The organism is Nocardia huaxiensis (genome assembly GCF_013744875.1).
Classification (GTDB): Bacteria; Actinomycetota; Actinomycetes; order Mycobacteriales; family Mycobacteriaceae; genus Nocardia; species Nocardia huaxiensis.
In genome coordinates this window covers 242525-264719 of record NZ_CP059399.1, presented here as the reverse complement: position 1 = coordinate 264719, position 22195 = coordinate 242525, and the positions used below count along the sequence as shown (strand labels likewise).

Here is a 22195-nt window from a genome sequence, read left to right as displayed (position 1 = left end):
CGCTGCACGCCGCGTTCCCACGGCGCGGACGGCGCCCGTCGCGGGTTCGGACTCTCGGCCCCCTCGGGACGCCCCGGCGCGTCGGCGCGCCGCGCCGGAATGTCGGGGCGCGGCGACCCCGGGCCTTCGATGCGGCGACCGGGGATGCCGGGCCGACCGGGCCCCTGCGGCCGGTCCGCACCGGGGTGACCGGCGCGCGCGGCGTCTTCGGGTCGCCCGGCGTTTTCGGGACGTCCGGGTCCGTCGGGGCGACCGGAGCGCGGTCCGCTGTACTCGCTCACCGCGCCTCCCGCGTCCCGAAGTGGTGGGCCGCCGTCGGCGCGGTGGGCCTGCCGAGCTCCCTGGTCACCGCGTCTCCTGTCGTCGCATCTCCCGTTTCCGCGCGCGCCGGTACCGGTTGACCCTGCGTCGTGTCCCCGGATCGAACCCCTCATCGGCCGGATCCGACTGCCCGCGGAAGCGGTGCCACAGTCGGCGTCCGGCCAGCAGGAGCAGTAGCGCTCCAGCGCACGCGGTAATTATTGCCAACACTCGACCGTAGGCGTTGGACCGCACCTGTACCGAAACGGCATTGCCCAGCGGAACGCCGTCGGGTGTGCTAAGGGCGATGGGGATCACCAGGTTCCGGCTGTCGGACACCTCCGTGGGGATCTGGAAGGACCGGGTGCCCTTGGCGGGCAATACCTGTTCGCCGATATCGGTGATGTTCGTCTCGGCGGGCGCGTCGATGGTGAATCGGATGCGGATCGCGACCGGCAGGTCGTTGCGGGCGACCAGCAGCAGCGGACTCTGTTCGGAGGCCAGGGTGTACACGCCGCCGGGCGGCAGCACGGTGACCGAGCCGAAGAGTTTGTCGAGGGTGCGGGTGGTCTGGTCGAGCCGGCGCTGGGCGACGGTGTCGGCCGAGGCATTGCCGCCGCGGCGATCGGAGAGGGTGAGGGTGCGGATGAGGTCGTCGCGCAGCGGCGTGAGGAAGGCGCGCGGGCTGAGTTCCTGCTGCGGGATCTCGACCAGCGCGTTCATCAGTTCGGTGATCCGATGTGCCTGCTGCCGTACGGGTTCGGCGAAGTGGGCGGGCACGCCGTCCTCGGCGGCCTCGGACAGATAGTCGAGTTCGTAGGGCTGCGGATCGGTGGGCTGGGCCAGCAGATCGGCGAAGGAGCGCGGGGTGGCGAGGTTCGTCCGGAACAGCAGGTCCAGCTGGGCGAGCAGCGCGGTGGCCTCGTCACGGTTCGCGCCCCAGTTCTGCGGCGGCATGAACAGGGCCGAACGGGGTTGTCCGGGTTGCGGATTCAAGGCCGACCAGGACAGCGCGCCGAGCGCGTCCTGCAGCCGGGCGGCCCGCGAGTCGTTGGTGACGTCGTAGCGCACGGCCTCGGGCGTGAACGGCGGTGTGGGCGGATGGGATCCGACGGCGGCGAGCGCGGTGGCCGACCAGATGTCGAAGGTGGCGGCCCGCAGTTCGGGCCCGGCCGGCGGCGCCGGGGTGTCGCCGACCGCGACACCCGGCCCGGTGATGCCTTCCAGCCGGACCATTTCCGGGCTGTCGGCGGTTCCGGCGGGGCTGCCGGTCTGCCGGCCGCCGGTGATGTTCGAGGTGGCCCCCGTCGCCGCGGTGACGGCATTGTCGGCGAGCACCGCGGTGGTGAAGCCGTGCTGGGCGAGCAGCGCCCCGGCCTCGGTGTCGATGGTGCCCGCGTCGGGAAGGCTCACGCCGCGTACCGATTTCACCGACAGCAGCGAATCCACCAGGTCGGCGGGCGCGTTCAGCGCGCGATCGGCGAGCGTGGTGTCGCCGACCGCGGCCAGCGCGACCGGATCCACCTGCGCGAACGGCAGGGCCACCACGCACATGCCGGGCGCGATCGCACGCAGGCGGTCCAGCCAGGACTGCGCCGCGTCGGATCCGGTGCCGGGGCGGGTGGATCCGTCCGGGTCGGAGGGGCTGGCGAGCACCTTGTAGCCGTGGATCATGTCGGACACGGTGATCAGCAGGTCCGGGTCGATGGCCAGGCACAGCGAGGTGGTGAGGTTCCGGTCGCGGGTGCGGGTGGGATCGAGGGCGGTCTCCAGCGCGGACAGCAGTTGGTCGAGGCGTCCGCCGGTGGTGAGCGACGCGGCCAGTTCGTCGTCGGTGAGCAGCGCTTCGCCGTCGGGTGAGCCGGGCCGTCCGGCGACCAGCCGCGGCCGGTCGGCGAGCGGCCACAGCATGGTGGTGGCGACGGGCGCGGCGTCGGGGGCGGCCGGAACGGGCGGCGCGGCAGGCTGTTTCGCGGCCGGAACGCCGAGCACGGGCAGCAGGAAGCGGGCGTCGTCGAGCCGGGCCTGGGTGCCGTAGGCGGGCTGGCCGTTCACATTGAGCAGCAGCGGGTACACGCCCGGGCTGTCGATCTCGACCGAGGAGACGCCGCTGGGCAGTTCGGTGCCGGCGTGCAGGGCGACGGTGAGGCTGAACTGTTTGCGCTGTCCCGGCTGCAATCGTTCGGCGATGTCCTGGAATTCGCCGTTGATGTCGTAGTTGATCTGGTCGAGTTGCAGGATCGAGCGCAGCCCGCTGGCCTCGGTGACGGCGGCGGCGCGCTGAATGCGCACGGCCACGTCGTCCACCACGCGGTCGCCGATATTGGTGATGGTGCCGGAGACCACGAAGTAGGGGTCGCTGGTGGTGGTGACGGCATTGGGGGTCACCGAATCCAGGGACAGCTTCAGGAATTGCGAACCGGGCGACCCGTTTCCGGTGGGTGCGGCCGCCGCGAACGGGGTGGCCGTCAAGACGATCGACAGCACCGCGACCAAGGACAGCAGCCAGCGATGCAGCGTCCTCCGGGTTCGAGTCGTGTGTGCCGCCACGGTGTCCATCCGAGAACGCTCAGACCCCGCACGCGTCATTGTCTGCCGTTCTCCATCCGATCGATCAGCCGGTTCGCGACTTCGGCGAGTCTGCGTTCGTCGGCGTAGGCGAGGCGGGAGTCGAGTTCGCTCAAGGGAACCCAGGCCACCTTGGTGACCTCCACGTCGGCGTCGGAGAGTTCGCCGCCGAGGGAGCGCATCAGATAGTGGTGCACGGTCTTGTGCACGCGCCGGCCGTCGGTGACGAACCAGTAGTCGATGCTGCCGAGTTCGGCGACCACGGTTCCGTTGATGCCGGTTTCCTCGGCGACCTCACGGATGGCCGTTTGCTCGGCGGTCTCTCCTTCTTCTATGTGTCCCTTGGGCAGTGACCACAGCAGCCGGCCGCGCCGGTCGGTGCGCCCGATGAGCGCGGCGCACCGCTTCTCGCGCGGCCCGTCCAGACCGTCGACGACGAGGCCGCCCGCGGAGGTCTCGCGGACGGTGCGCATACGGGGTTTCGCGGGAGCGCCGGATTTCGCCGCACCGCTCGCGGCGCCACTGGGTTTCGCCGCACTACCGGCCGAACCACGGCGCCGGGGCTGGCGGCGTCGACTGTTCGCGCGATCGGCCGGGGACACTGGGTCAGTCTAGCGGGGAGACCCGCGCAGACCCCTTTACCGCGTTGACCTTGCCCCGCAGTCCCAGGAAGCCGTGTCGCGGCGGAGCCCGTGCAGGGGCGGGGCGCAGCCCTGTGGGGGTCCGGGGGCCTGGCCCTCGCCCCTCTTCACCTGGGGTTCGGGGGCGGAGCCCCTGAGACTTCCAGAGAGTTGGGTAGGCTGCTCAGTCGTGGTTTCGCCGAAGTCCGAAGTAGCAAGCGAGGATCGCCGTACCCGATTGCTGGCGGCCGCGGCGGTCACGATAGGCCGGTTGTCCGACGTCCTGACTCCGCTCGGGGAGTTGTTCGCCGCCAACGGCCATGAGCTGTACCTGGTCGGCGGCACCGTGCGTGATGCGGTGCTGGGCCGGCTCGGCACCGATCTGGACTTCACCACCGACGCCCGTCCCGAGGTCGTGCAGGAGCTGATGCGCGGCTGGGCGGACAAGCTGTGGGACACCGGCGGTCTGGCGTTCGGCACGGTGAGCGCGTCGAAGTCGGGGCAGCAGCTGGAGATCACCACCTTCCGCAGCGACAGCTACGACCGGGTCTCGCGGAATCCGGAGGTCACCTTCGGCGACACCCTCGAGGGTGATCTGGTGCGCCGCGATTTCACGGTGAACGCCATGGCCGTGCGCATCGGCGCGCTGGGCGAACTCGAATTCGTGGATCCGCTCAACGGCATGGACGCCCTGCTCGAGGGTGTGCTCGACACACCCGCCGCGCCCGAGGACTCCTTCCACGACGATCCGCTGCGCATGCTGCGCGGTGCGCGCTTCGTCTCGCAGCTCGGGTTCACCCTGGCCCCGCGTGTGCGCGCCGCCATCCTGGCGATGGCCGGCGAGATCGACCGCATCACCGCCGAGCGCGTGCACGTGGAACTCGACAAGCTGATCGGCGGCGAATACCCGACCGACGGCATCGATGTGATGGTGGAGACCGGTCTGGCCGAACGGGTCATGCCGGAGATCCCCGCCATGCAGCTGGAGATCGACGAGCACCACCAGCACAAGGACGTCTACCAGCATTCGCTGACCGTGCTGCGCCAGGCCATCGACCAGGAGGACGGCGATCCGGATCTGGTGCTGCGCTGGGCCGCGCTGCTGCACGACATCGGCAAGCCGCCCACCAAGAAGAACGAGCCCGGCGGCGGCGTGAGCTTCCACCACCACGAGGTGGTCGGCGCGAAAATGGTGCGAAAGCGCATGCGCGCCTTGAAGTATCCGAAACAGTTCACCGAGGACGTCGCGAAACTCGTGTACCTGCACCTGCGTTTCCACGGCTACGGCAAGGGCCAGTGGACCGACTCGGCCGTACGCCGCTACGTCACCGACGCCGGCGACCTGCTCCCCCGCCTGCACAAACTGGTCCGCGCCGACTGCACCACCCGCAACAAGCGCCGCGCCGCCCTGCTCCGCTCCACCTACGACGACCTGGAAGTCCGCATCGCCCGCATTGCGGAGCAGGAGGACCTCGCCCGCGTCCGCCCCGACCTCGACGGCAACGCGATCATGGAACTCCTTGGCCTGCAACCCGGCCCGGACGTCGGCAAGGCGTGGAAATACCTCAAGGAACTCCGCCTGGACCGCGGCCCCATGCCCCGCGAGGAAGCCGAAGCGGCCCTCATCGAATGGTGGAACTCGCAGCCCAAGTAGGTGCCGGGCGCAGCCCTATGGGAACTCGCGCCACTCAGGTGCCGGGCGCAGCCCTATGGGGGTTCGGGGGCTTAGCCCCCGCCTCCCCCTTACCTGGGGCCTCGGGGGCGAAGCCCCCGTAAGCCGCGAGAGTTGTTCTCTCAGAACACGATCAGCGTCGTCCCGGCGACGATGGCCGAGCGGATCTGCGCGAGGTCGAAGGAGCCGGTGATTCCGGGTACGTCCGCCGCGAACTCGATGTAGTCGCCGTTGCGCTCGGCGCGCAGGATGCGGAGCTGATTCGGTAGGTCCGTCAACGGGATTGGATCGAGCCGCGTCATGCTGCGCGGCGCCCGCACTCTGCGCCAGTGTGCCCGGTGCACATTCACGGTGAGCACGTTGTCGGTGATCTCGGCGGTGGCGAGCGCCCGGATTCGGCGTCTTCGATGCTCGGCCAGCACGAATCCGTCCGGCCCGAGCGACAATTCCCAGTCCGGCTGCCAGGTGTTGACCCAATCCAGCAGCGCCGCAATGGATATCACCCCGGAGAAGTCGAGTTGCGCCGCCCGGATCTTGGTCGGTACGCCCGGGATGATCCGCACCCCGTGCGCGATGACGGTGAGCTCTTCGATCGGATGCCGGTTCCAATGCAGTTGTGTCAGCACGGTTTTGGTCTGGAAATGCGCCCCGCGCCGCCGCACCTTGAGCGTGTGCAGCGTGGCTCGCAGATCATGTCCGAGGAGGGTGGCGTTCACCTCCTGCCCGCCGAACTGGCTGAGGATTCCCTCCGACAGCAGTGTCATGAGCACGTCGGGCATGAGCGCGGTGACCGTGCCGACCCCGAAATCGGCGACCGGGTCCAGCCACGCCGTGGTGAAGGTGGTCCACTGATCCACCCACGTCTGATCGAACAGACGTTTCCCCAGGTCCATGCCGATGTCCACCGCCCGCAGGGGCATCCAGGACTTCGGATCGAAATACGTGGCCATGATTGCTTCGAGCGTACTGGCCGAGGGTGACAGCGCCAGGGGTCTCGCTGCGACCCACATCACACGGGAACGTCCGATTCCCGCGAGTTCGCTGGTCAGGCGGCGGCGAGTGCGCGCAGCCCGTCGGCGCAGGCCGGGTACTGCGGCTTCCAGCCGAGTTCCGACTTCGCCTTCGCGGTGCTCACCCGCATGTTCACCCCGGTGATGGTGTGCACGTACGACATGGGCGTGAGCAGCCAACTCGGCAGGGTGATCGGCTTCGGCGTGTGGAAGGTGTCCGCGACCAGGCGGATGTGCCCGCCGAACCCGACCGGCGTGTCGTCGGCGATGTTGTAGGCCGCGCCCGGTCGCCCGCCTTCCACGGCGAGCGCGACGGCCGCGCCCGCGTCGGCGAGGTTGACCCACGGCAGTACCCGTCCATGGTCATTGACGCCCGGCAACTGCCGTTTGCGCAGCATATCGACGATGGCCTCGGTGCCGCCCGGCCCGTAGAAGATGCCGAACCGCAGCGAGATCCCTTCGATGCCAGGCGTTTTCAGCATGAGTTCTTCTTTGACCCGCATGCCTTCGAGATGCCGGGCCACGCCCTTGCCGCCGCCCTGCCCGAACGAGTCGGCTTCGGTGAGCACCCGATCCCCGAAATCCTCGTACCCGTAGCCGAAGACCATGGATTCGGCGATCATGCGCCGGGCCCCAACGGCTTTCGCGGCCTCCACCAGATTGGCGGTGCCCGCGATCCGCAGATCGTCGGTGGCGTACATGTCTCTGTGCCGCATGGGCGCTTTGCGCAGCGCGGTGGCCGCGTGCACGACGGTGTCGATGCGCAGCCCGTCGACGGCGCGCAGCAGCTGATCCCGGTCCATGAGGTCGGCCCGGATATCGGCTCCCGCGCCGCGTCCGAGCGCGACGACCTGGTAGCCGTGCTGCCGCAGCGAATTGGTGATGTGGCCGCCCAGTACTCCGCTCGCACCGGCCAGCAGAACCTTCTTATCGGTGTCGTTCATATCCATGGGACAAGTAGGGACCTCCGCTCGTGACGGCTCAACGATGTGGGCCACGTCATATTTCTCGCGGTGGGAGGATATGGGTGTGGATCTGAACAGTGATCTCGGTGAGGGCTTCGGCGCGTACGCCATGGGCGACGACGCCGCCATGCTGGATGTGGTCACCAGCGCGAACATCGCCTGCGGTTTCCACGCCGGCGACCCGTCGATCATGCGCCGCGCCTGTGCCCTCGCGGTCGAGAAGGGCGTCCGGATCGGCGCGCACGTCGGCTACCGGGATCTGGCCGGTTTCGGCCGCCGCGCCCTGACGGTCGCTCCCGCCGAACTGCGCGACGAGACCCTGTATCAGATCGGCAGCCTGGCGGCCTTCGCCCGCGCGGCCGGTGACCGCGTCCGCTACGTGAAACCCCATGGCGCGCTGTATCACGCGGCCGCCGCGGATCGCGCGCTGGCAGACGCGGTGGTCTCGGCCATGCGCGAATTCGATCCCGAACTGGCGCTGCTGGGTCCGGCGGGCACCGAGATGGAGAACGCCGCGCTCGCAGCCGGAACCCCTTTCTTCGGTGAGGGTTTCGCCGATCGCGCCTACACCCCCGAGGGCCTGCTCGCAGCACGCGGAACGCCGGGTGCGGTGCTCGGCGCGGATGCCGCGGTGGCCCAGGCCCTTTCGATCGCGCGCAGTGGAAAAGCGCAGTCCACGGACGGCGGCACGGTAGCGGTGCGGGCCGACAGCATCTGTGTGCACGGCGATTCGCCCGCAGCGGTGGAAATGGCGCGGCGCATTCGCGCCGTCCTGGACGAATCTGATTCGCCGGTCCGAGCTTTCGGTGGATGATGCGCCATGAGATTCGCTGGATGCGGCATGAGGTTTCGGTGAGCGCCCTATGAGGGAGTCCGATCGGCGAGACGTTACAGGGGAGATCCGCGCGGCGGGTGACCGCGCCCTCCTGGTGATCCCGCCCGCGCGGGCCCTGCTCGCGGATCTGGTGGCAGCCCTGCGGGACCGTCTCACGGGCGTGGTCGACGTCTTGCCCGCCGCCGAGACGATAATGATCACCCTGTCTTCGCCGAAGGAAGCGGATTCCGTTCGGCGACAGCTGAATACGCTACTGGCTCGCCTCGCCGCCGAGGCACGGGTCGCGGTCGGTTCCCGGGAGTATCCCGGTTGGCGTCCGGCCGAGGCCGATCGTCCCGGCAACGCGGTGGCCACCAACGGTTTCCACGCCGACCCGGTGCTGATCCCGGTCCGCTACGACGGCGAGGACCTGGAATCGGCGGCAGCCCTGCTCGGCCTGTCCCCCGCCGAGCTGATCGCCCAGCACACCGGCACCGAATGGCGTTGCGCTTTCGTGGGTTTCGCCCCGGGCTTCGGCTACCTCGAATCCCCCGACGGCCGCCTCACCGTCCCCCGCCGCGCCCAGTCCCGCACCGCGATTCCGGCCGGCGCGGTCGCCCTGGCGGGCGGCTACACGGCGGTCTACCCCCGCCGCAGCCCCGGCGGCTGGCAGCTGATCGGTACCACGGACCTACCCGTGTGGGACGTGGACCGCGACCCGCCCGCCCTCATCACCGCCGGAACACGCGTCCGATTCAGTGCCGTGGAGGCGCAGGCATGAGAGCCGCCCGACTTGCGTCAGTCCGGCCAGTCGGCCCGTTTTCGTCATTCCGGCATGCTTCTGGCCGGAATCCACCGCGATCGGCTCAGTGCCCCGGGTGTGGGTCCCGGCCCAGAGCGCTCCGGGAAGACGGAGGGATTGTGCCGAGTCTCGCCGCGGCGGCTTGTGGTGAGCACGTCGGGTCGGCATCGCGTCATGAGGTGTGCGAATGATTCGGGTGGAGCAGGTAGGGCCGTTGGCGACCATTCAGGATCTCGGGCGCCCCGGGTGGTTCACGTCTGGTGTGGGTGTTTCGGGGGCGGCTGATCGTTCTTCGCTGCGTTTGGCGAATCGGCTGGTCGGAAACTCGGAAGACGCGGCCGCGATCGAGGTGCTGCTGGGCGGTCTGGAACTCCTGGCGGAAAGTCATCTGACCCTCGCGGTGACGGGCGCGTCCGCGCCGGCGACCGTGGACGGCCGCCCAGTAGGCGCCGCCAGTGTGCTGGAACTTGAAGAGGGGCAACGACTTCGGCTCGGATACGCAATGTCCGGCTTGCGCGCCTATGTGGCGGTGCGGGGCGGGATCGACATTGCACCGGTACTGGGCTCACGGAGCCGGGACACGCTCTCCGGAATTGGGCCGCCCCCGCTGTGCAGTGGTGATGTGCTGCCGATCGGGCCACCTCCGCGCGCCTATTCGCCGATCGATGTGGCTCCGGTGGCACCGCCGCTGGACGGCCTGCTCACCGCGCGCGTCGTGCTCGGCCCGCGGGACGACTGGTTCACCGATGCCGCAATGCTTTTCGACGGCGACTGGACCGTCTCGCAGGACACCGACCGCATCGGCGCTCGCCTGGATCGTCGGAACGGGCCGCCTTTGCGACGGTCCATCCAGGGCGAATTGCCCACCGAGGGAATGGCTTTGGGTTCGATTCAGGTTCCGCCGAGCGGTCAGCCCGTGGTCTTCCTGGCGGATCACCCGATCACGGGCGGCTATCCCGTCATCGGTGTCGTGGTCGATGCCGATGTGGACGCCGTCGCGCAGGCCCGGCCGGGCCAGACGGTGCGGTTCCTGCGCTATCGTGCGGACTCGTAATCCACTGCCCGGGAGCAGGATTCAGTTCAGCGTCGCACGCATGAGGAAGACGTTGTAGGCGTTCCAGGTGGACATGGTGAAGTAGATGTCCTTGCCGGTGGACCACGGGTGGATGAAGCCGCCGTAGGCGGTCGGATAGTCGTCGGTGCTGAGCAGTGGCACCGGCTCCGTCCAGGTTCCCTGGGGTTCGGCGGCGGTGCGCAGCACCATCTGGTTGCGGGTGACGTCGAGGTAGATCATCTGCCAGAGTCCGCTGTCCTGGTCGAATCGGATGGCGAGTTCGCTGGCGGTGCCGGAAACCAGTGGAGTGGCGAACAATTCGCCGGGCCCGTTGGCCGGTTCCCAGGTGCCGTTCACCCAGTACTGGTAGGCGGTCTTGTTGAGGATCTGGTCCTGGGGCACGCGGGCCAGGCCGATCATGCCCATGCGCCCGTTGGGTGTGCCGAACATGTAGACGTGGTCGCCGTGCGGCACCATGGTGGACACCTGGAAGCGACCGAGTCCGAACAGGTTGTGCCATTGCGCCCATTGGGATTTGGTCCAGGTGCTGCCATTGTCGTCGGACCAGGCGATGCCGCCGAGGTTGGTGTACCACATGCCCGGGATCCGGCTCCAGCGCGCGACCGACATGTAGGTCAGATACTGCCGATCGCCGAGGGTGAAGCCGCTGGTGGGGATGGTGGTGATCTCGAAGTTGTTGATCTTGCGGCTGTCCAGGATCTCCGCCGCGTGGCAGCGGCTGTCCTGCACGAAGGTGTCGAGGGTGAGCCCGTCGCTCAGGTCCCGGTCGGTGCTGTAGGCGAGGACGTTGCTGCGCCAGTCCTGGTCCCCGGTGCCGCCGCCGATGGGTTCCCAGCCCTTGCCGAAGGTGTCGCCGAACACGACCGCGACCTCACCGGGCTTGGTCTCCCAGATGAGCCCCAGGTCGGTTCCGTCCACCGACCAGCGCATATCCGTGCGATTGGTGGATCCCGGCCCGGTGATCTGCTCGACCACTCGCACGGATTCCAGACCCGGTACGGCCGGTGGTGCGGCGACGGGCGCGGGTTCGGCTGCCTGGAAGGCGGGTTCGGGCGCGGGCTGCGGTTCGGGTGCCTCGCCGCCCGGAACCGGGATGGGGATGAGTTCGGTCTGTTTGTTGATCTCGAGGTGCGGCCACGGGATCGCCGCGCTGCCGCCACCCGACCCCGACCCCGACTCCGAGCCGGAACCTGAGCCCGATCCGGTCGGCGGAGGCGCGGGTTCGGAGGTGCCGGAATCCGGGGCAGCGGAGTCGTCCGGATTCTGTTCCGGCAGGGCGGAATCCGCAGGATCGGGTGGCTTCGGCCGGTCGCGGATGTCCGGGCAGGGGTTCGCGCACGGGTCCGCGGGCAGTGGTTCGGCGACAATGCGCGTGTTGTCGGGTTGGGGTCCCGGGACGGGCACCTCGATGATCTCCGGCACCGGCACGTCGATCCGAACGGTCGTATCGGGTGGCGGCGGTGTGGTGCCGGGTTCGCGTTCCCGGGCGAGCGGATCGAATCCCGTTTCCCCGCAGCTGTTCACGGGTGGCGGTTGCCACGGGTGTGGCGCGGAGTGTGCCGGCGCGGCCGGTAGCAGGACGGCTCCGAGGGTGAGGACCCCCGAGAGCGCGAGCGCGGCAGGGTTGTCCGAGCGGGTCGAAGCTGCCGGTCGGCGGAGTCCCATCGGGTGTGCGTCTCCTCGAGATCGAATCGACCCACCGTAACCGGACAAGTCGTACACCCAGGTCAGGCGGAACCGATCGCTGCGCCGGTTGTGACCGAGCCGATACGAACCCGCTGCGGCGGGGAAGACGGGCCGACTCGACCGCACTGTCGGCCGACCCCGAGGAAATTCGAACACCACCCCGGGCCCGGATAGGTGCGTATCCGATTTGCTGACCGAAAACCGCGCCGGGCGGCGGGTACCCGGACCGCGCGGGCAGCGTGGCGGCTGCCCGCTACGGCCCGGCCGTGCGGCGCGAATTGAGAGCGATGGCCGCGATCCCGCACGCGTACACCCCGGCCGCCGCGATCACCACCCCCGGCGACCGCCCGTCGGCCGGAATCAGCATCGCCGTGCCCGCGATGGCCAGCACGAAGGTGATGTTGAAAACGGTGTCCTGCAGGGCGAACACCTGCCCGCGATGGGTGTCGTCGATATCGATCTGCATGGCCGCGTCCCCGGTCAGCTTGATCGTCTGCCCCGCCAGCCCCAGCAGGAACGCGGCCGCCAGCAGCGCCACTTCGGCCCACCGTTCGGCCACCCCCGTGGCGAAGGTGATCGGCGTGACCAGCAGCAGTTGCACCACGATGGCCGTGGCCAGTCCCGCGACCACGGTCTTCGACCGCCCCCATCGCGGAATCAGCATGGGTGCGACCACGGCCGCGATCACCATGCCCGCACCGGCCGCCGAGATGGCCGCACTGAATTTCGCCATGTGCGTGCCGACCCCGCCCTCGCCGCGCCGCAGTACCAGCACCATGAGCAGCGTGTCGGCCCCGAACACCACGCGGTGCGCCCCGATGCCGATCATCGCCGTGGTGACCTCGCGCGACTGCCACGCCGCCGTCGCCCCGGCCCGGAGCCCGGACGCGATGGCGCGCACCGCACTTCGCTGCTCGACCGCCGGTATCTCCGTCGCTGCCACCGGCCCCGGATACTTATCCGGTCTGTCCGGCCCGAGGGCATGCGGTGCGAACCCCGCCGCCGCTATCGCCGCGATCACCGATCCGGCGGTGCTCGCCGCCACCGCCACGGCCGACCCGAAGTCGCCCGCGCCCACCACTTTGATGATCGCGAATGCCGTGCCCACCCCGGCGATGGTGAAGCCCGAGGCCACGGTCGCGAGTATCGAATTCATCGGCACCAGCCGGTGCTGGGCCAGCACATGCGGCAGCGACGCCGACACACCCGATCCCAGGAACCGCGACGTGCCGACCACCGCCAGCGCGAGCAGTAGCAGCGGCGTGGCCCGCACGCCGCCGTGCAGGGCCAGGGCGGTGACCGCGATCAGCATCGCGCGCAGCACGTTCGCCAGCAGCAGCACCGTGCGTCGGTCCCACCGGTCCAGCAGCGCGCCCGCGTACGGCCCGATGATCGAGTACGGCAGCAGCAGCGCCGCGAACCCGCCCGCGATGGCCAGCGGATCGGTTTCCCGTTCGGGATTGAACAGGATCGCCCCCGACAGCGCCCCCTGGAACATGCCGTCCCCGAATTGCCCGGCGAGCCGAATGGTGGTCAGCCGCAGCACTCCCGGGCTCTCGCGCAGCACGGTGCGTATGCGGCGCGTGAATTCACGCGGTGAACGCCGGGCCGGCGGGGAATGGGCCGGCCCGGTCGAGGCGGGTGTGTTCACCGGGACGGGTGGGTGGTCACCAGCGCGAAGACCGCGGCCCGCATATCCTCGGCCATGGGCAGGCTGTCGAGGCCGTCGGCGTCGATCCATTGGAATTGGTCGTGTTCGCCCGGTGCCAGCGATACCTCCCCCGGTTCCACTTCGACGACGAAGCTGTATTTCCGCACGCGGGATTTCGTGCGGGTGGCGTAATCGAATCCGCCGAGTACGTCGGTGATCCGTCGTACCCGTAAGCCGGTTTCCTCGAACAGTTCGCGTTCCACGCATTCGGCGAAGCTTTCGCCGGATTCGACTCCACCCCCGGGCAGTTCGTACATTCCCCCATGCCAGTCGTCTGCGACACGCCGTACGACCAGGAGTTTGCCTCCCTGGAAGACGGCCACGCCCACCACGAAGTGGACGATCCCCTCGCTATCGGCCTGCTGCCGGAGTTCACGTTCGATGCCCGCGAGTACCTCGGGTCGCATTCCTCGCTCTCCCTCCGGTTTCACTTGCGGCACATCATGATACGGTCGCCGTCCGAATCCCGCCGAGAGGACGGTTCGCGTGGCGCTGACGCGCCGGGCATTTGCCCGCATCGACCGCCGGCGGTGAAGTGGCTGGTCGGCGGCGTACGGAGCAGTGCTGCCCGCACGTTAGAATTTACCGGGAATTCAGCGAGACGTGCCGGAGGTCCACCTACGCTGAATGTGATCGGTGCTCGCCGGTGAGAGGAGTACGGCGGTGTCCACGCTCACGACACCACACATCGATGTCCATCGTGGCGGCGACCGCATGAAAACCCGTGTGGCGTGGCTGGATTCGAAGCATTCGTTTTCGTTCGGGGAACACTACGATCCGGACAACACCCATCACGGGCTGCTGCTCGTGAACAATGAGGACATCGTCCTGCCCGGTGAGGGGTTCGAGACCCATCCGCATCGGGATATGGAGATCGTCACCTGGGTGTTGAGCGGCAGCCTGGTGCATCAGGATTCGCTGGGGCACAACGGGGTGATCTATCCGGGTCTGGCGCAGCGGATGAGCGCGGGCACCGGCATCCTGCATTCGGAGAAGAACGATTCGTGGCGGATCAGCGCGAATCCGGAACACGACGAGCCGGTGCATTTCGTGCAGATGTGGGTGGTGCCGGACGACTCCGGCCTGACGCCCGGCTATCAGCAGCTGGAGGTCGACGACGAGCTGGCCGCCGGCGGCCTGGTGACGGTCGCGTCGGGGCTGCCGCGCTATCGCGATCGGACGGCCATCTCCATCAACAGTTCCCACGCCGCCATGCACGTGGCGCGGATGTCCGATCCGGCGACCGAGATCCGACTACCGGAAGCCCCCTATCTGCATCTTTTCGTGGCCAGGGGGCAGGTGGAGATGGAAGGTGTGGGTCCGCTGTACGAGGGGGACGCGGTGCGGATGGCCCGGAGCGGCGGGCAGCGCATCACGGCGAACGTTCCCGCGGAGATTCTGGTGTGGGAGATGCATGCCCGGCTGGGTGGGCAATAGCATCTAGCTCAGCAATTCCGGGCGAACCGGGCACGTTAACGGCTCGTCCGCGCGTGTGCGATACCGGGAGCAGCACCGACGGAAGGACGCCCCATGTCGCAATACCCGCCCCCCGGCCAGTACGGCGAGCAGTACCCCTCGCCCCCGCCCGGCGGTTATCCCCAGCAGCCCGGAGGGTATTCGCCCCCGCCGCCCGGCGGCGGTCAGCAGTACTGGCAGGAATCTCCGAAGGGCAAGGGCATGGCCATCACAGCCATGGTGCTCGGCATCATCGCGTTGCCCGCCATTCTCACGGTTGTCGGCGGCATTCTGCTCGGCCTCGTCGCCGCGATCCTCGGCCTGATCGCCATCGTCAAGATTCGCGGTGGCCGCGCGGGCGGTATGGGCATGGCGATCACCGGCGTGGTGCTGGGCATCATCGGCATCATCGGCTCGGTCATCTGGGGTCTGATCATCTGGACCGCCGCGGAGGAGACCGGGTTCACCGACTACATCGACTGCGCGCAGAAGGCCGGCAGCGATCAGGCCAAGCTCGATCAGTGTGAGCGCGAGTTCAATCGGCGCGTGGAGGACAAGTTCAGCGTCACGCTGACGCCGCAGCCGACCCCCTGAGCCGAGCGTTTGCTCGGTGCCGAAAGTCGTTCAGTGCACCCGGCATTCACGGGTCGCACTGACGACTTCGCCGAGATCGGGCCGGAAGTCCCCGATCGGCGGGCAGATCCACGCGCGGTAGCCATTGTGTTCGTCGGTGGGTGAGGGCAGCACGATGTGGCTACCGGGCAGCGCGACGGCCGCGCACTCGCTGAACAGATCCGAGAACAGGCTCATGTCGAGATACGAGTCGTCGGTGGGCCCGGTGAGGAAAGTCCAACGGCCGGAACGCGGATGGGCGATGACGGGCCCGCAGCGCTGGCCGGACTTCAACCTGTCACAGACCTTCTTGCCGAGATCGGCGGGCATGGTGACGGCGCCGACGGCCCCGATCTCCAGCATGATCCGTCCGAGCGCCGAGTCGACGACGCCGTACAGGCCGTGCTCCTTGCGGTAGCGGCGGCACCGTGCCAGCGCTTCCTGGGTGGCGGTATACGAGGACGGGTCCAGCGCGCTCATGGCGAACCTCCTGCTACCGACCCTATTCCGCAGCAAACGCTATGACAATAGTCACACGCCCGCGAGTTCGCAGGCGTACGATCCCAACTCATGGCACCCGTTTCGCCCACTGTTGCTCGGTGGGAGCTGGTTCTGCGCCTGCGGGAGCTGCGCGAGCAGCGCGGCTTCGATTCGGCGACGTTCGCCAAGCGCGTCGGCTTCACTCCGGCCAATTGGTCGCACGTGGAGAAGGGCCGCCGGGTTCTCACCGTGAACACCATCGGCCCGGTGCTGGAGTTGCTCGAGGTGGATGGTGAAGAGCGCGAGGAACTTCAGGAGCTGCTGGCGCTGAGCAAGGAACGCGGCTGGTGGGCGAAATCGCCGGCCTTGCTGGGGCCGGAACTGCAGCGGTATTACGGCATGGAGGTCGGGGCGGAGAGTATTCGGAGTTACGACAGTCTGGTGATTCCCGGCCTGCTCCAGACCGAGGAGTATGCGCGCGCGCTCATCAGTGCCGATGTAATGATCCGGCCGGTGCAGGTGGAACAGCTGGTGGCCGTGCGCATGCGCCGGCAGGAGCGTTTGCGCGGCCCGGAGCGGGTGGAGTTGACGGCGGTGGTGGGTGAGGCCACGCTGCTGCAGCAGATCGGCGGTCCGAAGGTGCTGCGCGGTCAGCTCGAGCATCTGGTGGAGCTGCTGGAAGACCTGGATTCGGTGACGGTGCGGGTGATTCCGTTCGCCGCGACGCACGGCGCGATTCTCGGCGGGTCGAGTTTTCACCTGCTGGATTTCGCTGGAGAATCGCTGCCGACTTTCGCCTGGGTGGAAAGCTCAGTATTCGGCGGCGCGGTGGACGATCCGGGGCTGGTGCGCGATCTGGCTTTTGCATTAGTGCGCGCCCTGGATCAATCTCTCAGCCGCACAGAGTCTTTGGAGTTGATCAAACATTATTCGCAAGGGTAGGAGACGCGTGAAAAACGGTAAAATGCTCCACATGATTACCAACGCGAAATACTTCCCGGATTCCCGCGAGTGGTTCACCTCCACCCGCACGAATAATGGAAATCAATGTGTCGAAGTCCGTTTCGACGGCGCGACGGTGCACATCCGCGACAGCAAGTACCGCCGCGATCCCGCGAATCGACCCGAGACCGAACCCGTCATCACCGTCACCGCCACCGAATGGATGGCATTCCTCGACCACCTCACCGGCCGGCCCGCGCACCCCGTCGAGCTGACCGCCCACACCGCCGCCGACGGCCACACCACGCTGCGCCGCGGCGAGATCACCCTGGTCTACACCCCCGGTGAGTGGGAAGCCTTCATTGCCGGAGTCCGCGACGGCGAGTTCGATCGGATTCCTGTTCACTCCTAGCCGAGCGGGCGTCCGGCCCCGGAGACCGGAACTCGGCCTAATGTGGACTGCGTGACTTCGCAGCTGAACAACCCTTCCGGTATCGACCTGTCGTTCGTGGACGCGGGTGTGCGGGTGCAGGACGACCTGTTCGCGCACGTCAACGGCAAATGGCTGGACTCGTACGAGATACCGTCCGATCGGGCGGTCGACGGCGCCTTCCGCACGCTCTACGACCAGGCCGAGAAGGATGTGCAGCGGATCATCCAGGACGCCGCCGCCTCGAATGCCGCCCCCGGCAGCGAGGAGCGCAAGATCGGTGACCTCTACAACAGCTTCATGGACGAGGCCACCGTCCAGGCCGCGGGCCTGACCCCGATCGCCGAGGAACTGGCCGCCGTCCGCGCGGTGTCCGACCGCGCCGACTTCGCGGCCCTCATCGGCCGGTTGCAGCGCACCGGCGTCGGCGGCGCGATCGTCTTCTACGTCGACACCGACGACAAGGACTCGACCCGCTACCTGGTGCACGCCTCCCAGTCCGGCATCGGCCTGCCCGACGAGTCCTACTACCACAAGGACGAATACGCGGAGATCCGCGACAAGTACGTCGCGCACATTCGCCGCATGTTCGAACTGGCGGGCGTGGATCACGACGCGCAGCGCGTGTTCGACCTGGAGCAGAAGCTGGCCGCCGGGCACTGGGATGTGGTGCGCCGCCGCGACGCCGAAAAGAGCTACAACCTCACCACTTTCGACGCGCTCGCCGCAGAGAATCCCGAATTCGACTGGAACGCCTGGACTTCGGCGCTCGCCGAGGGCGTGGACAGGTCCGGTGCGGAACTGTTCGCGGAACTGGTTGTCCGCCAGCCCGATTACGTGCGCACCTTCGCGCAGCTGTGGCAGTCGGAGTCGCTCGACGACTGGAGGGCCTGGGCGGCCTGGCGCGTGGTGAAGGCCCGCGCCGCCTATCTGACCGACGAACTGGTCGAGGAGAACTTCTCCTTCTACGGCCGCACCCTCACCGGCGCCCCCGAGAACCGGGAACGCTGGAAGCGCGGCGTCTCCCTGGTGCAGGACCTGCTCGGCGAAGCGGTCGGCAAACTGTATGTGGCCCGGCACTTCCCGCCGGAGGCCAAGGCCCGCATGGTCGAACTGGTGGAGAACCTGCAGGAGGCGTACCGCCGCAATATCTCCCGGCTGGAGTGGATGGGCCCCGAAACCCGTCAGGCCGCCCTGGCCAAGCTGGAGAAGTTCACCCCCAAGATCGGCTACCCGGACGAGTGGCGCGACTACGCGGCCATCAAGATCGACCCCGCGGACCTGGTGGGCAACTACCGCAACGGCTACGCCGCCGAACACGACCGCGACCTGAACAAGCTCGGCGGCCCCGTGGATCGCGGCGAATGGTTCATGACCCCGCAGACCGTGAATGCCTACTACAACCCCGGCATGAACGAAATCGTCTTCCCCGCAGCCATTCTCCAGCCGCCCTTCTTCGACATGAACGCCGACGACGCCGCCAACTACGGCGGCATCGGCGCGGTCATCGGCCACGAGATCGGCCACGGCTTCGACGACCAGGGCTCCAAATACGACGGCGACGGCAACATGGTCGACTGGTGGACCGAGTCCGACCGCACCGAATTCGCCAAGCGCACAACGGCTCTCATCAACCAGTACAACGACTTCTCCCCCAAGGACCTCTCCGACGACCACAAGGTCAACGGCGAGTTCACCATCGGCGAGAACATCGGCGACCTCGGCGGCCTCTCCATCGCCCTGGAGGCGTACAAGATCTCCCTCGACGGCAAGGAGCCCCCGGTCATCGACGGCCTCACCGGCCTCCAGCGCGTCTTCTTCGGCTGGGCCCAGGTGTGGCGCACCAAGGCCCGCAAGGAAGAAGCCATCCGCCGCCTCGCCGTGGACCCGCACTCCCCGCCCGAATTCCGCTGCAACGGCGTCATCCGCAACCTCGACACCTTCCACGAAGCCTTCGAGGTCCAGCCGGGCGACTCCCTCTACCTGGACCCGGCGGAGCGCGTGAAGATCTGGTGACCCCAGCCGTCTACCTCATCACCGGAATCCAGGCCGCAGGCAAATCCACTGTGGCCCAAGCCTTGGCGGAGCGTCTGCCGCGCACGGCCCACGTGCGTGGCGACGCCTTCCGCCGTTTCGTCGTGAACGGCCGCGAGGAAATGCGCCCCGACCCGCCCGAAGAGGCTCTCGTCCAACTCCGCCTCCGGTACCAACTGGCTGCCCGGACCGCGGACGCCTACGCGGACAACGGCTTCACCGCCGTCGTCCAGGACGTGGTCCTCGGCGACTACCTCCCCTGGTTCGCCGAGCGGATCCGCACCCGCCCTCGCTACGTCGTCGTCCTGGCTCCTCGTCCGGAGGTGGTCGCAGCTCGTGAAGCGGGACGTGCGAAGAAAGCCTACGGTTCCTACACCGTGGAAGACCTCGACACCGGTCTCCACTCCACCACCCCGCGCATCGGATTGTGGCTCGACACTTCGGATCTCACCGTCGACGAAACCGTGAACGCGATCTTGGACCAGGCGCGGCCAATGCCCTGAGACCGGGGTATGGCACGAGCCCCCCACCGTGCTTGCACGACGAGGGGCTCGGATACGCCGGAATGGTCTGGGGTGGCGATTACCGAAGGCGCAGTTCGGTTTCGGCGTCGAAGTAGAAGACTTCGCCGGGCTTGGGCTTCAGGTAGAGGCGGTCGCCGAGGGCAACTTGGAAGCGGCGGTCCACCCGGGCGACTATGCGGCCGGAGCGGCTGGACCACTGGTCGGTGATGCCGTGGGAGTAGAGGAACGACTCGGCACCGAGTTCTTCGAGGAGTTCCACCTCGACCGCGAGGGCGTCGGTCGGGTCGGTGGTGACGTCCCAGGATTCGGGGCGGATGCCGATGATCACCTTATCGCGGGCGTCCTTGCGCAGCACCGGGATTCGCAGCTCGTTCAGCACGGCCGCGCCGTCGATCACCGGAGCGGTGAGCAGGTTCATCGCCGGGGATCCGATGAAGCCGGCGACGAACGCATTGACCGGGTCGTCGTAGAGTTCACGGGGCGCGGCGATCTGCTGGAGTTTGCCGTCGCGCATGACCGCTACCCGGTGGCCCATGGTCATGGCCTCGACCTGGTCGTGGGTGACGTAGACCGTGGTGGTGCCCAGGCGTTTCTGCAATGCGGCGATCTGGGAGCGGGTGCTGACCCGGAGTTTGGCGTCCAGGTTGGAGAGCGGTTCGTCCATGCAGAAGACCTGGGGGCGGCGGACTATGGCTCGGCCCATGGCCACGCGCTGGCGCTGGCCGCCAGAGAGGCGGGCGGGTTTGCGGTCCAGGAGGTCTTCGAGTTCGAGCATGGCGGCTGCTTCTCGGACGCGAACCATGGTGTCGGACTTGGACATTCCGGCATTGCGGAGGGCGAAGCCCATATTGTCGGCCACGGTCATGTTGGGGTAGAGGGCGTAGCTCTGGAAGACCATGGCCACGTCGCGGGCACGGGGCGCGAGGGCCGTCACGTCGCGGTCGCCGATGTGGATGCGGCCGCTGGTCACCGCTTCGAGGCCCGCCAGCATGCGCAGACTGGTGGATTTGCCGCAGCCGGACGGGCCGACCAGAACCAGGAATTCGCCGTCGGCGATCTCCAGGCTCAGGTCTTCGACCGCGGGGGCGGGAGCTCCCGGGTAGGTGAGGCTCACGCCGTCGAACTGCACAGTCGCCATACTGGCGGGTCTCCTAGGTAGTTACTACTTGGGCAGCTTCGGGGAGATCTGCTTGTCGTAGATCGCCTGCAGCTGGGTGGTGACATCGCCGAAAGCGGCGGTGACATCGCGGTTCTGGAGGCCGATCTGCTCCAGGCCGGTGCCGATGATCTGATCCGCGCCGGGCAGGAAGACGCGCGCGTAGTCCTGCGATCGGGTCAGCGACAGCTGGTCGATGGCGGTCTTGGAGTTCGGGTTCGCGGCCAGGAAGGTCAGTTCGCTGGGGTCGTTCAACGCCGACTTGCGGACCGGCATGTAGCCGGTGCCCTGCGTGAAGTACGCGGTATTGGCGGCATTGGTGATGAACTCGATGAACTTGAGCGCATTCTCCTTGCGCTGGTCCGAGATTCGCGACGGAATGGCCAGACCCGCACCGCCGGTGGTCGCGCCGGGACCGTTCGGGTGCGGCAGGAAGGCGGTGCCGATGCTGTTCTTGCCTTCGGCGTTCTTCATGATGCCCTTGAGATCACCGGTGGAGGCGATGCCGGAGGCCACGATGCCGGTGCCGATGTCGACCGCGATCTGGGTGCGCACGCTGGCGTACTTCTTGGTATTGATGCTGTCGCGCAGGTAGTTTCCGGCGCTGATGGTGGCCGGGTCGTTGAACTTCAGCGTCCACTGGTCGGAGTAGCGGCCGCCGAAGGTCCAGGTCGGCCCCTGGAAGGTCCAGGCCAGGTAGTTCTTGGCGTCGCCCCAGCCGTGCGCCCACTTGTCCGCGCCGACCACGGACTGGATCTTGGGGCCCCACTCGTCGAATTCGGCCCAGCTGTTCGGTCCGCGATCCGGCAGCCCGGCCTTGGACCACACATCCTTGTTGTAGTAGAAGATCTGCGTCGAGCGCGCGTACGGCAGCGCGTAATGCTTGCCGTTGAACAGGTAGTCGGCGGCCAGCGAATCCACGTAGTCGTCGAGTTGCACACCGGCGGAAGCGAAGTGGCTGTCGAGCGGTTCGATGGTGCCGCCGAGGGCGTAGTTGAACCACCAGACATCCGACAGCACCACCACATCCGGCAGTTCACCACCGGACAGCGCCGCATTGAACTTCTGCGACACCTCCTCGTAGTTCTTGCCGGCGTCGACCAGTTCGACCTTCAGATCCGGGTACTTCGCCTGGAACCGGTTGATCAGCTCCAGTTCCAGATCCTTGGACGTACCAGGGTGGTTCGACCAGAACTTGATGGTCTTGCCGTCGCCCTCCTGCTTGCCGCCGCCACCGGTGCCCGCGCACGCGGTCAGCGCGACCCCGGCCGCGGCCGCACCGGCCAGCCCGAGGAACCCGCGGCGGGACAGGTTCGGGAATCGTTGGTCAGACACGTGA

At 67.9% G+C, this 22195-nt stretch carries 20 protein-coding genes; 10 read left to right on the top strand and 10 right to left on the bottom strand.

Annotation, left to right across the window (positions count from 1 at the left end; genetic code table 11):
- Positions 1-345 precede the first annotated feature (345 nt).
- On the bottom strand, positions 346-2859 hold the full coding sequence (locus H0264_RS01195) for a DUF6049 family protein (RefSeq protein WP_231083787.1): 2514 nt from the start codon (positions 2857-2859) through the stop codon (positions 346-348).
- A gap of 26 nt (positions 2860-2885) precedes the next feature.
- Positions 2886-3470, bottom strand: a complete 585-nt coding sequence (locus H0264_RS01190) for an NUDIX hydrolase (protein WP_181582245.1) — start codon at positions 3468-3470, stop codon at positions 2886-2888.
- Between the two features lie 208 nt (positions 3471-3678).
- Between H0264_RS01190 and H0264_RS01185 the strand changes: the two genes are divergently transcribed.
- A complete protein-coding gene (locus H0264_RS01185) occupies positions 3679-5142 on the top strand; it encodes a CCA tRNA nucleotidyltransferase (protein ID WP_231083786.1) in 1464 nt (487 codons plus the stop codon).
- 140 nt (positions 5143-5282) lie between these two features.
- On the opposite strand, the gene H0264_RS01180 is transcribed toward H0264_RS01185, so the two are convergent.
- Together H0264_RS01180 and H0264_RS01175 are read right to left on the bottom strand one after the other, a co-directional pair.
- The gene (locus H0264_RS01180) at positions 5283-6110 is read right to left on the bottom strand and encodes a hypothetical protein (protein ID WP_181582244.1); all 828 of its coding nucleotides are present in this window, start codon (positions 6108-6110) and stop codon (positions 5283-5285) included.
- Positions 6111-6205: 95 nt separating this feature from the next.
- The gene (locus tag H0264_RS01175) at positions 6206-7114 is read right to left on the bottom strand and encodes an NAD-dependent epimerase/dehydratase family protein (RefSeq protein ID WP_181582243.1); all 909 of its coding nucleotides are present in this window, start codon (positions 7112-7114) and stop codon (positions 6206-6208) included.
- Positions 7115-7193: 79 nt separating this feature from the next.
- Here H0264_RS01175 and H0264_RS01170 point away from each other — a divergent pair, with 79 nt between their 5' ends.
- From H0264_RS01170 to H0264_RS01160, 3 genes are all read left to right on the top strand, one after another.
- Positions 7194-7949 carry a LamB/YcsF family protein gene (locus tag H0264_RS01170; protein WP_181582242.1) on the top strand — a complete coding sequence of 252 codons (756 nt, stop codon included), beginning with the start codon at positions 7194-7196 and terminating at the stop codon, positions 7947-7949.
- A 49-nt stretch (positions 7950-7998) separates the two neighbouring features.
- Entirely contained in the window at positions 7999-8730 is a 732-nt protein-coding gene (locus H0264_RS01165) for a 5-oxoprolinase subunit B family protein (protein ID WP_181582241.1), read from the top strand.
- 208 nt (positions 8731-8938) lie between these two features.
- Entirely contained in the window at positions 8939-9805 is an 867-nt protein-coding gene (locus H0264_RS01160; protein ID WP_181582240.1) for a 5-oxoprolinase subunit C family protein, read from the top strand.
- Between the two features lie 21 nt (positions 9806-9826).
- Here the strand turns inward: H0264_RS01160 and H0264_RS01155 are convergent, their stop codons facing one another.
- From H0264_RS01155 to H0264_RS01145, 3 genes are all read right to left on the bottom strand, one after another.
- On the bottom strand, positions 9827-11491 hold the full coding sequence (locus H0264_RS01155) for a DUF4185 domain-containing protein (RefSeq protein WP_181582239.1): 1665 nt from the start codon (positions 11489-11491) through the stop codon (positions 9827-9829).
- Positions 11492-11765: 274 nt separating this feature from the next.
- Complete coding sequence (locus H0264_RS01150) at positions 11766-13079, bottom strand: MFS transporter (RefSeq protein ID WP_420832026.1); 1314 nt, start codon at positions 13077-13079, stop codon at positions 11766-11768.
- An 80-nt stretch (positions 13080-13159) separates the two neighbouring features.
- Positions 13160-13630, bottom strand: coding sequence for an NUDIX hydrolase (locus H0264_RS01145; RefSeq protein WP_181582237.1), 471 nt, complete (start codon positions 13628-13630; stop codon positions 13160-13162).
- 256 nt (positions 13631-13886) lie between these two features.
- On the opposite strand from H0264_RS01145, the gene H0264_RS01140 reads away from it, so the two are divergent.
- Both H0264_RS01140 and H0264_RS01135 read left to right on the top strand, forming a co-directional pair.
- Positions 13887-14660: a pirin family protein gene (locus H0264_RS01140; RefSeq protein WP_181582236.1), complete on the top strand. Its 774-nt coding sequence runs from the start codon at positions 13887-13889 to the stop codon at positions 14658-14660.
- A gap of 93 nt (positions 14661-14753) precedes the next feature.
- A complete protein-coding gene (locus H0264_RS01135) occupies positions 14754-15272 on the top strand; it encodes a DUF4190 domain-containing protein (protein WP_181582235.1) in 519 nt (172 codons plus the stop codon).
- 30 nt (positions 15273-15302) lie between these two features.
- Here H0264_RS01135 and H0264_RS01130 read toward each other — a convergent pair whose 3' ends face one another.
- A complete protein-coding gene (locus H0264_RS01130) occupies positions 15303-15770 on the bottom strand; it encodes a hypothetical protein (protein WP_181582234.1) in 468 nt (155 codons plus the stop codon).
- Positions 15771-15860: 90 nt separating this feature from the next.
- On the opposite strand from H0264_RS01130, the gene H0264_RS01125 reads away from it, so the two are divergent.
- Genes H0264_RS01125 through H0264_RS38220 form a run of 4 tightly spaced genes read left to right on the top strand, consistent with a single transcriptional unit; the run spans position 15861 to position 19679 of the window.
- Positions 15861-16712: a Scr1 family TA system antitoxin-like transcriptional regulator gene (locus H0264_RS01125; RefSeq protein WP_181582233.1), complete on the top strand. Its 852-nt coding sequence runs from the start codon at positions 15861-15863 to the stop codon at positions 16710-16712.
- A gap of 31 nt (positions 16713-16743) precedes the next feature.
- Complete coding sequence (locus tag H0264_RS01120) at positions 16744-17124, top strand: DUF397 domain-containing protein (RefSeq protein WP_181582232.1); 381 nt, start codon at positions 16744-16746, stop codon at positions 17122-17124.
- Positions 17125-17175: 51 nt separating this feature from the next.
- Positions 17176-19158: a M13 family metallopeptidase gene (locus tag H0264_RS38225; protein ID WP_220139932.1), complete on the top strand. Its 1983-nt coding sequence runs from the start codon at positions 17176-17178 to the stop codon at positions 19156-19158.
- Complete coding sequence (locus tag H0264_RS38220; protein WP_231083779.1) at positions 19155-19679, top strand: AAA family ATPase; 525 nt, start codon at positions 19155-19157, stop codon at positions 19677-19679. Before H0264_RS38225 ends, H0264_RS38220 begins: the two co-directional genes overlap by 4 nt.
- A gap of 79 nt (positions 19680-19758) precedes the next feature.
- Here the strand turns inward: H0264_RS38220 and H0264_RS01110 are convergent, their stop codons facing one another.
- Together H0264_RS01110 and H0264_RS01105 are read right to left on the bottom strand one after the other, a co-directional pair.
- The gene (locus H0264_RS01110) at positions 19759-20838 is read right to left on the bottom strand and encodes an ABC transporter ATP-binding protein (RefSeq protein WP_181582231.1); all 1080 of its coding nucleotides are present in this window, start codon (positions 20836-20838) and stop codon (positions 19759-19761) included.
- Positions 20839-20862: 24 nt separating this feature from the next.
- On the bottom strand, positions 20863-22191 hold the full coding sequence (locus tag H0264_RS01105; RefSeq protein WP_181582230.1) for an ABC transporter substrate-binding protein: 1329 nt from the start codon (positions 22189-22191) through the stop codon (positions 20863-20865).
- Positions 22192-22195: the final 4 nt, after the last annotated feature.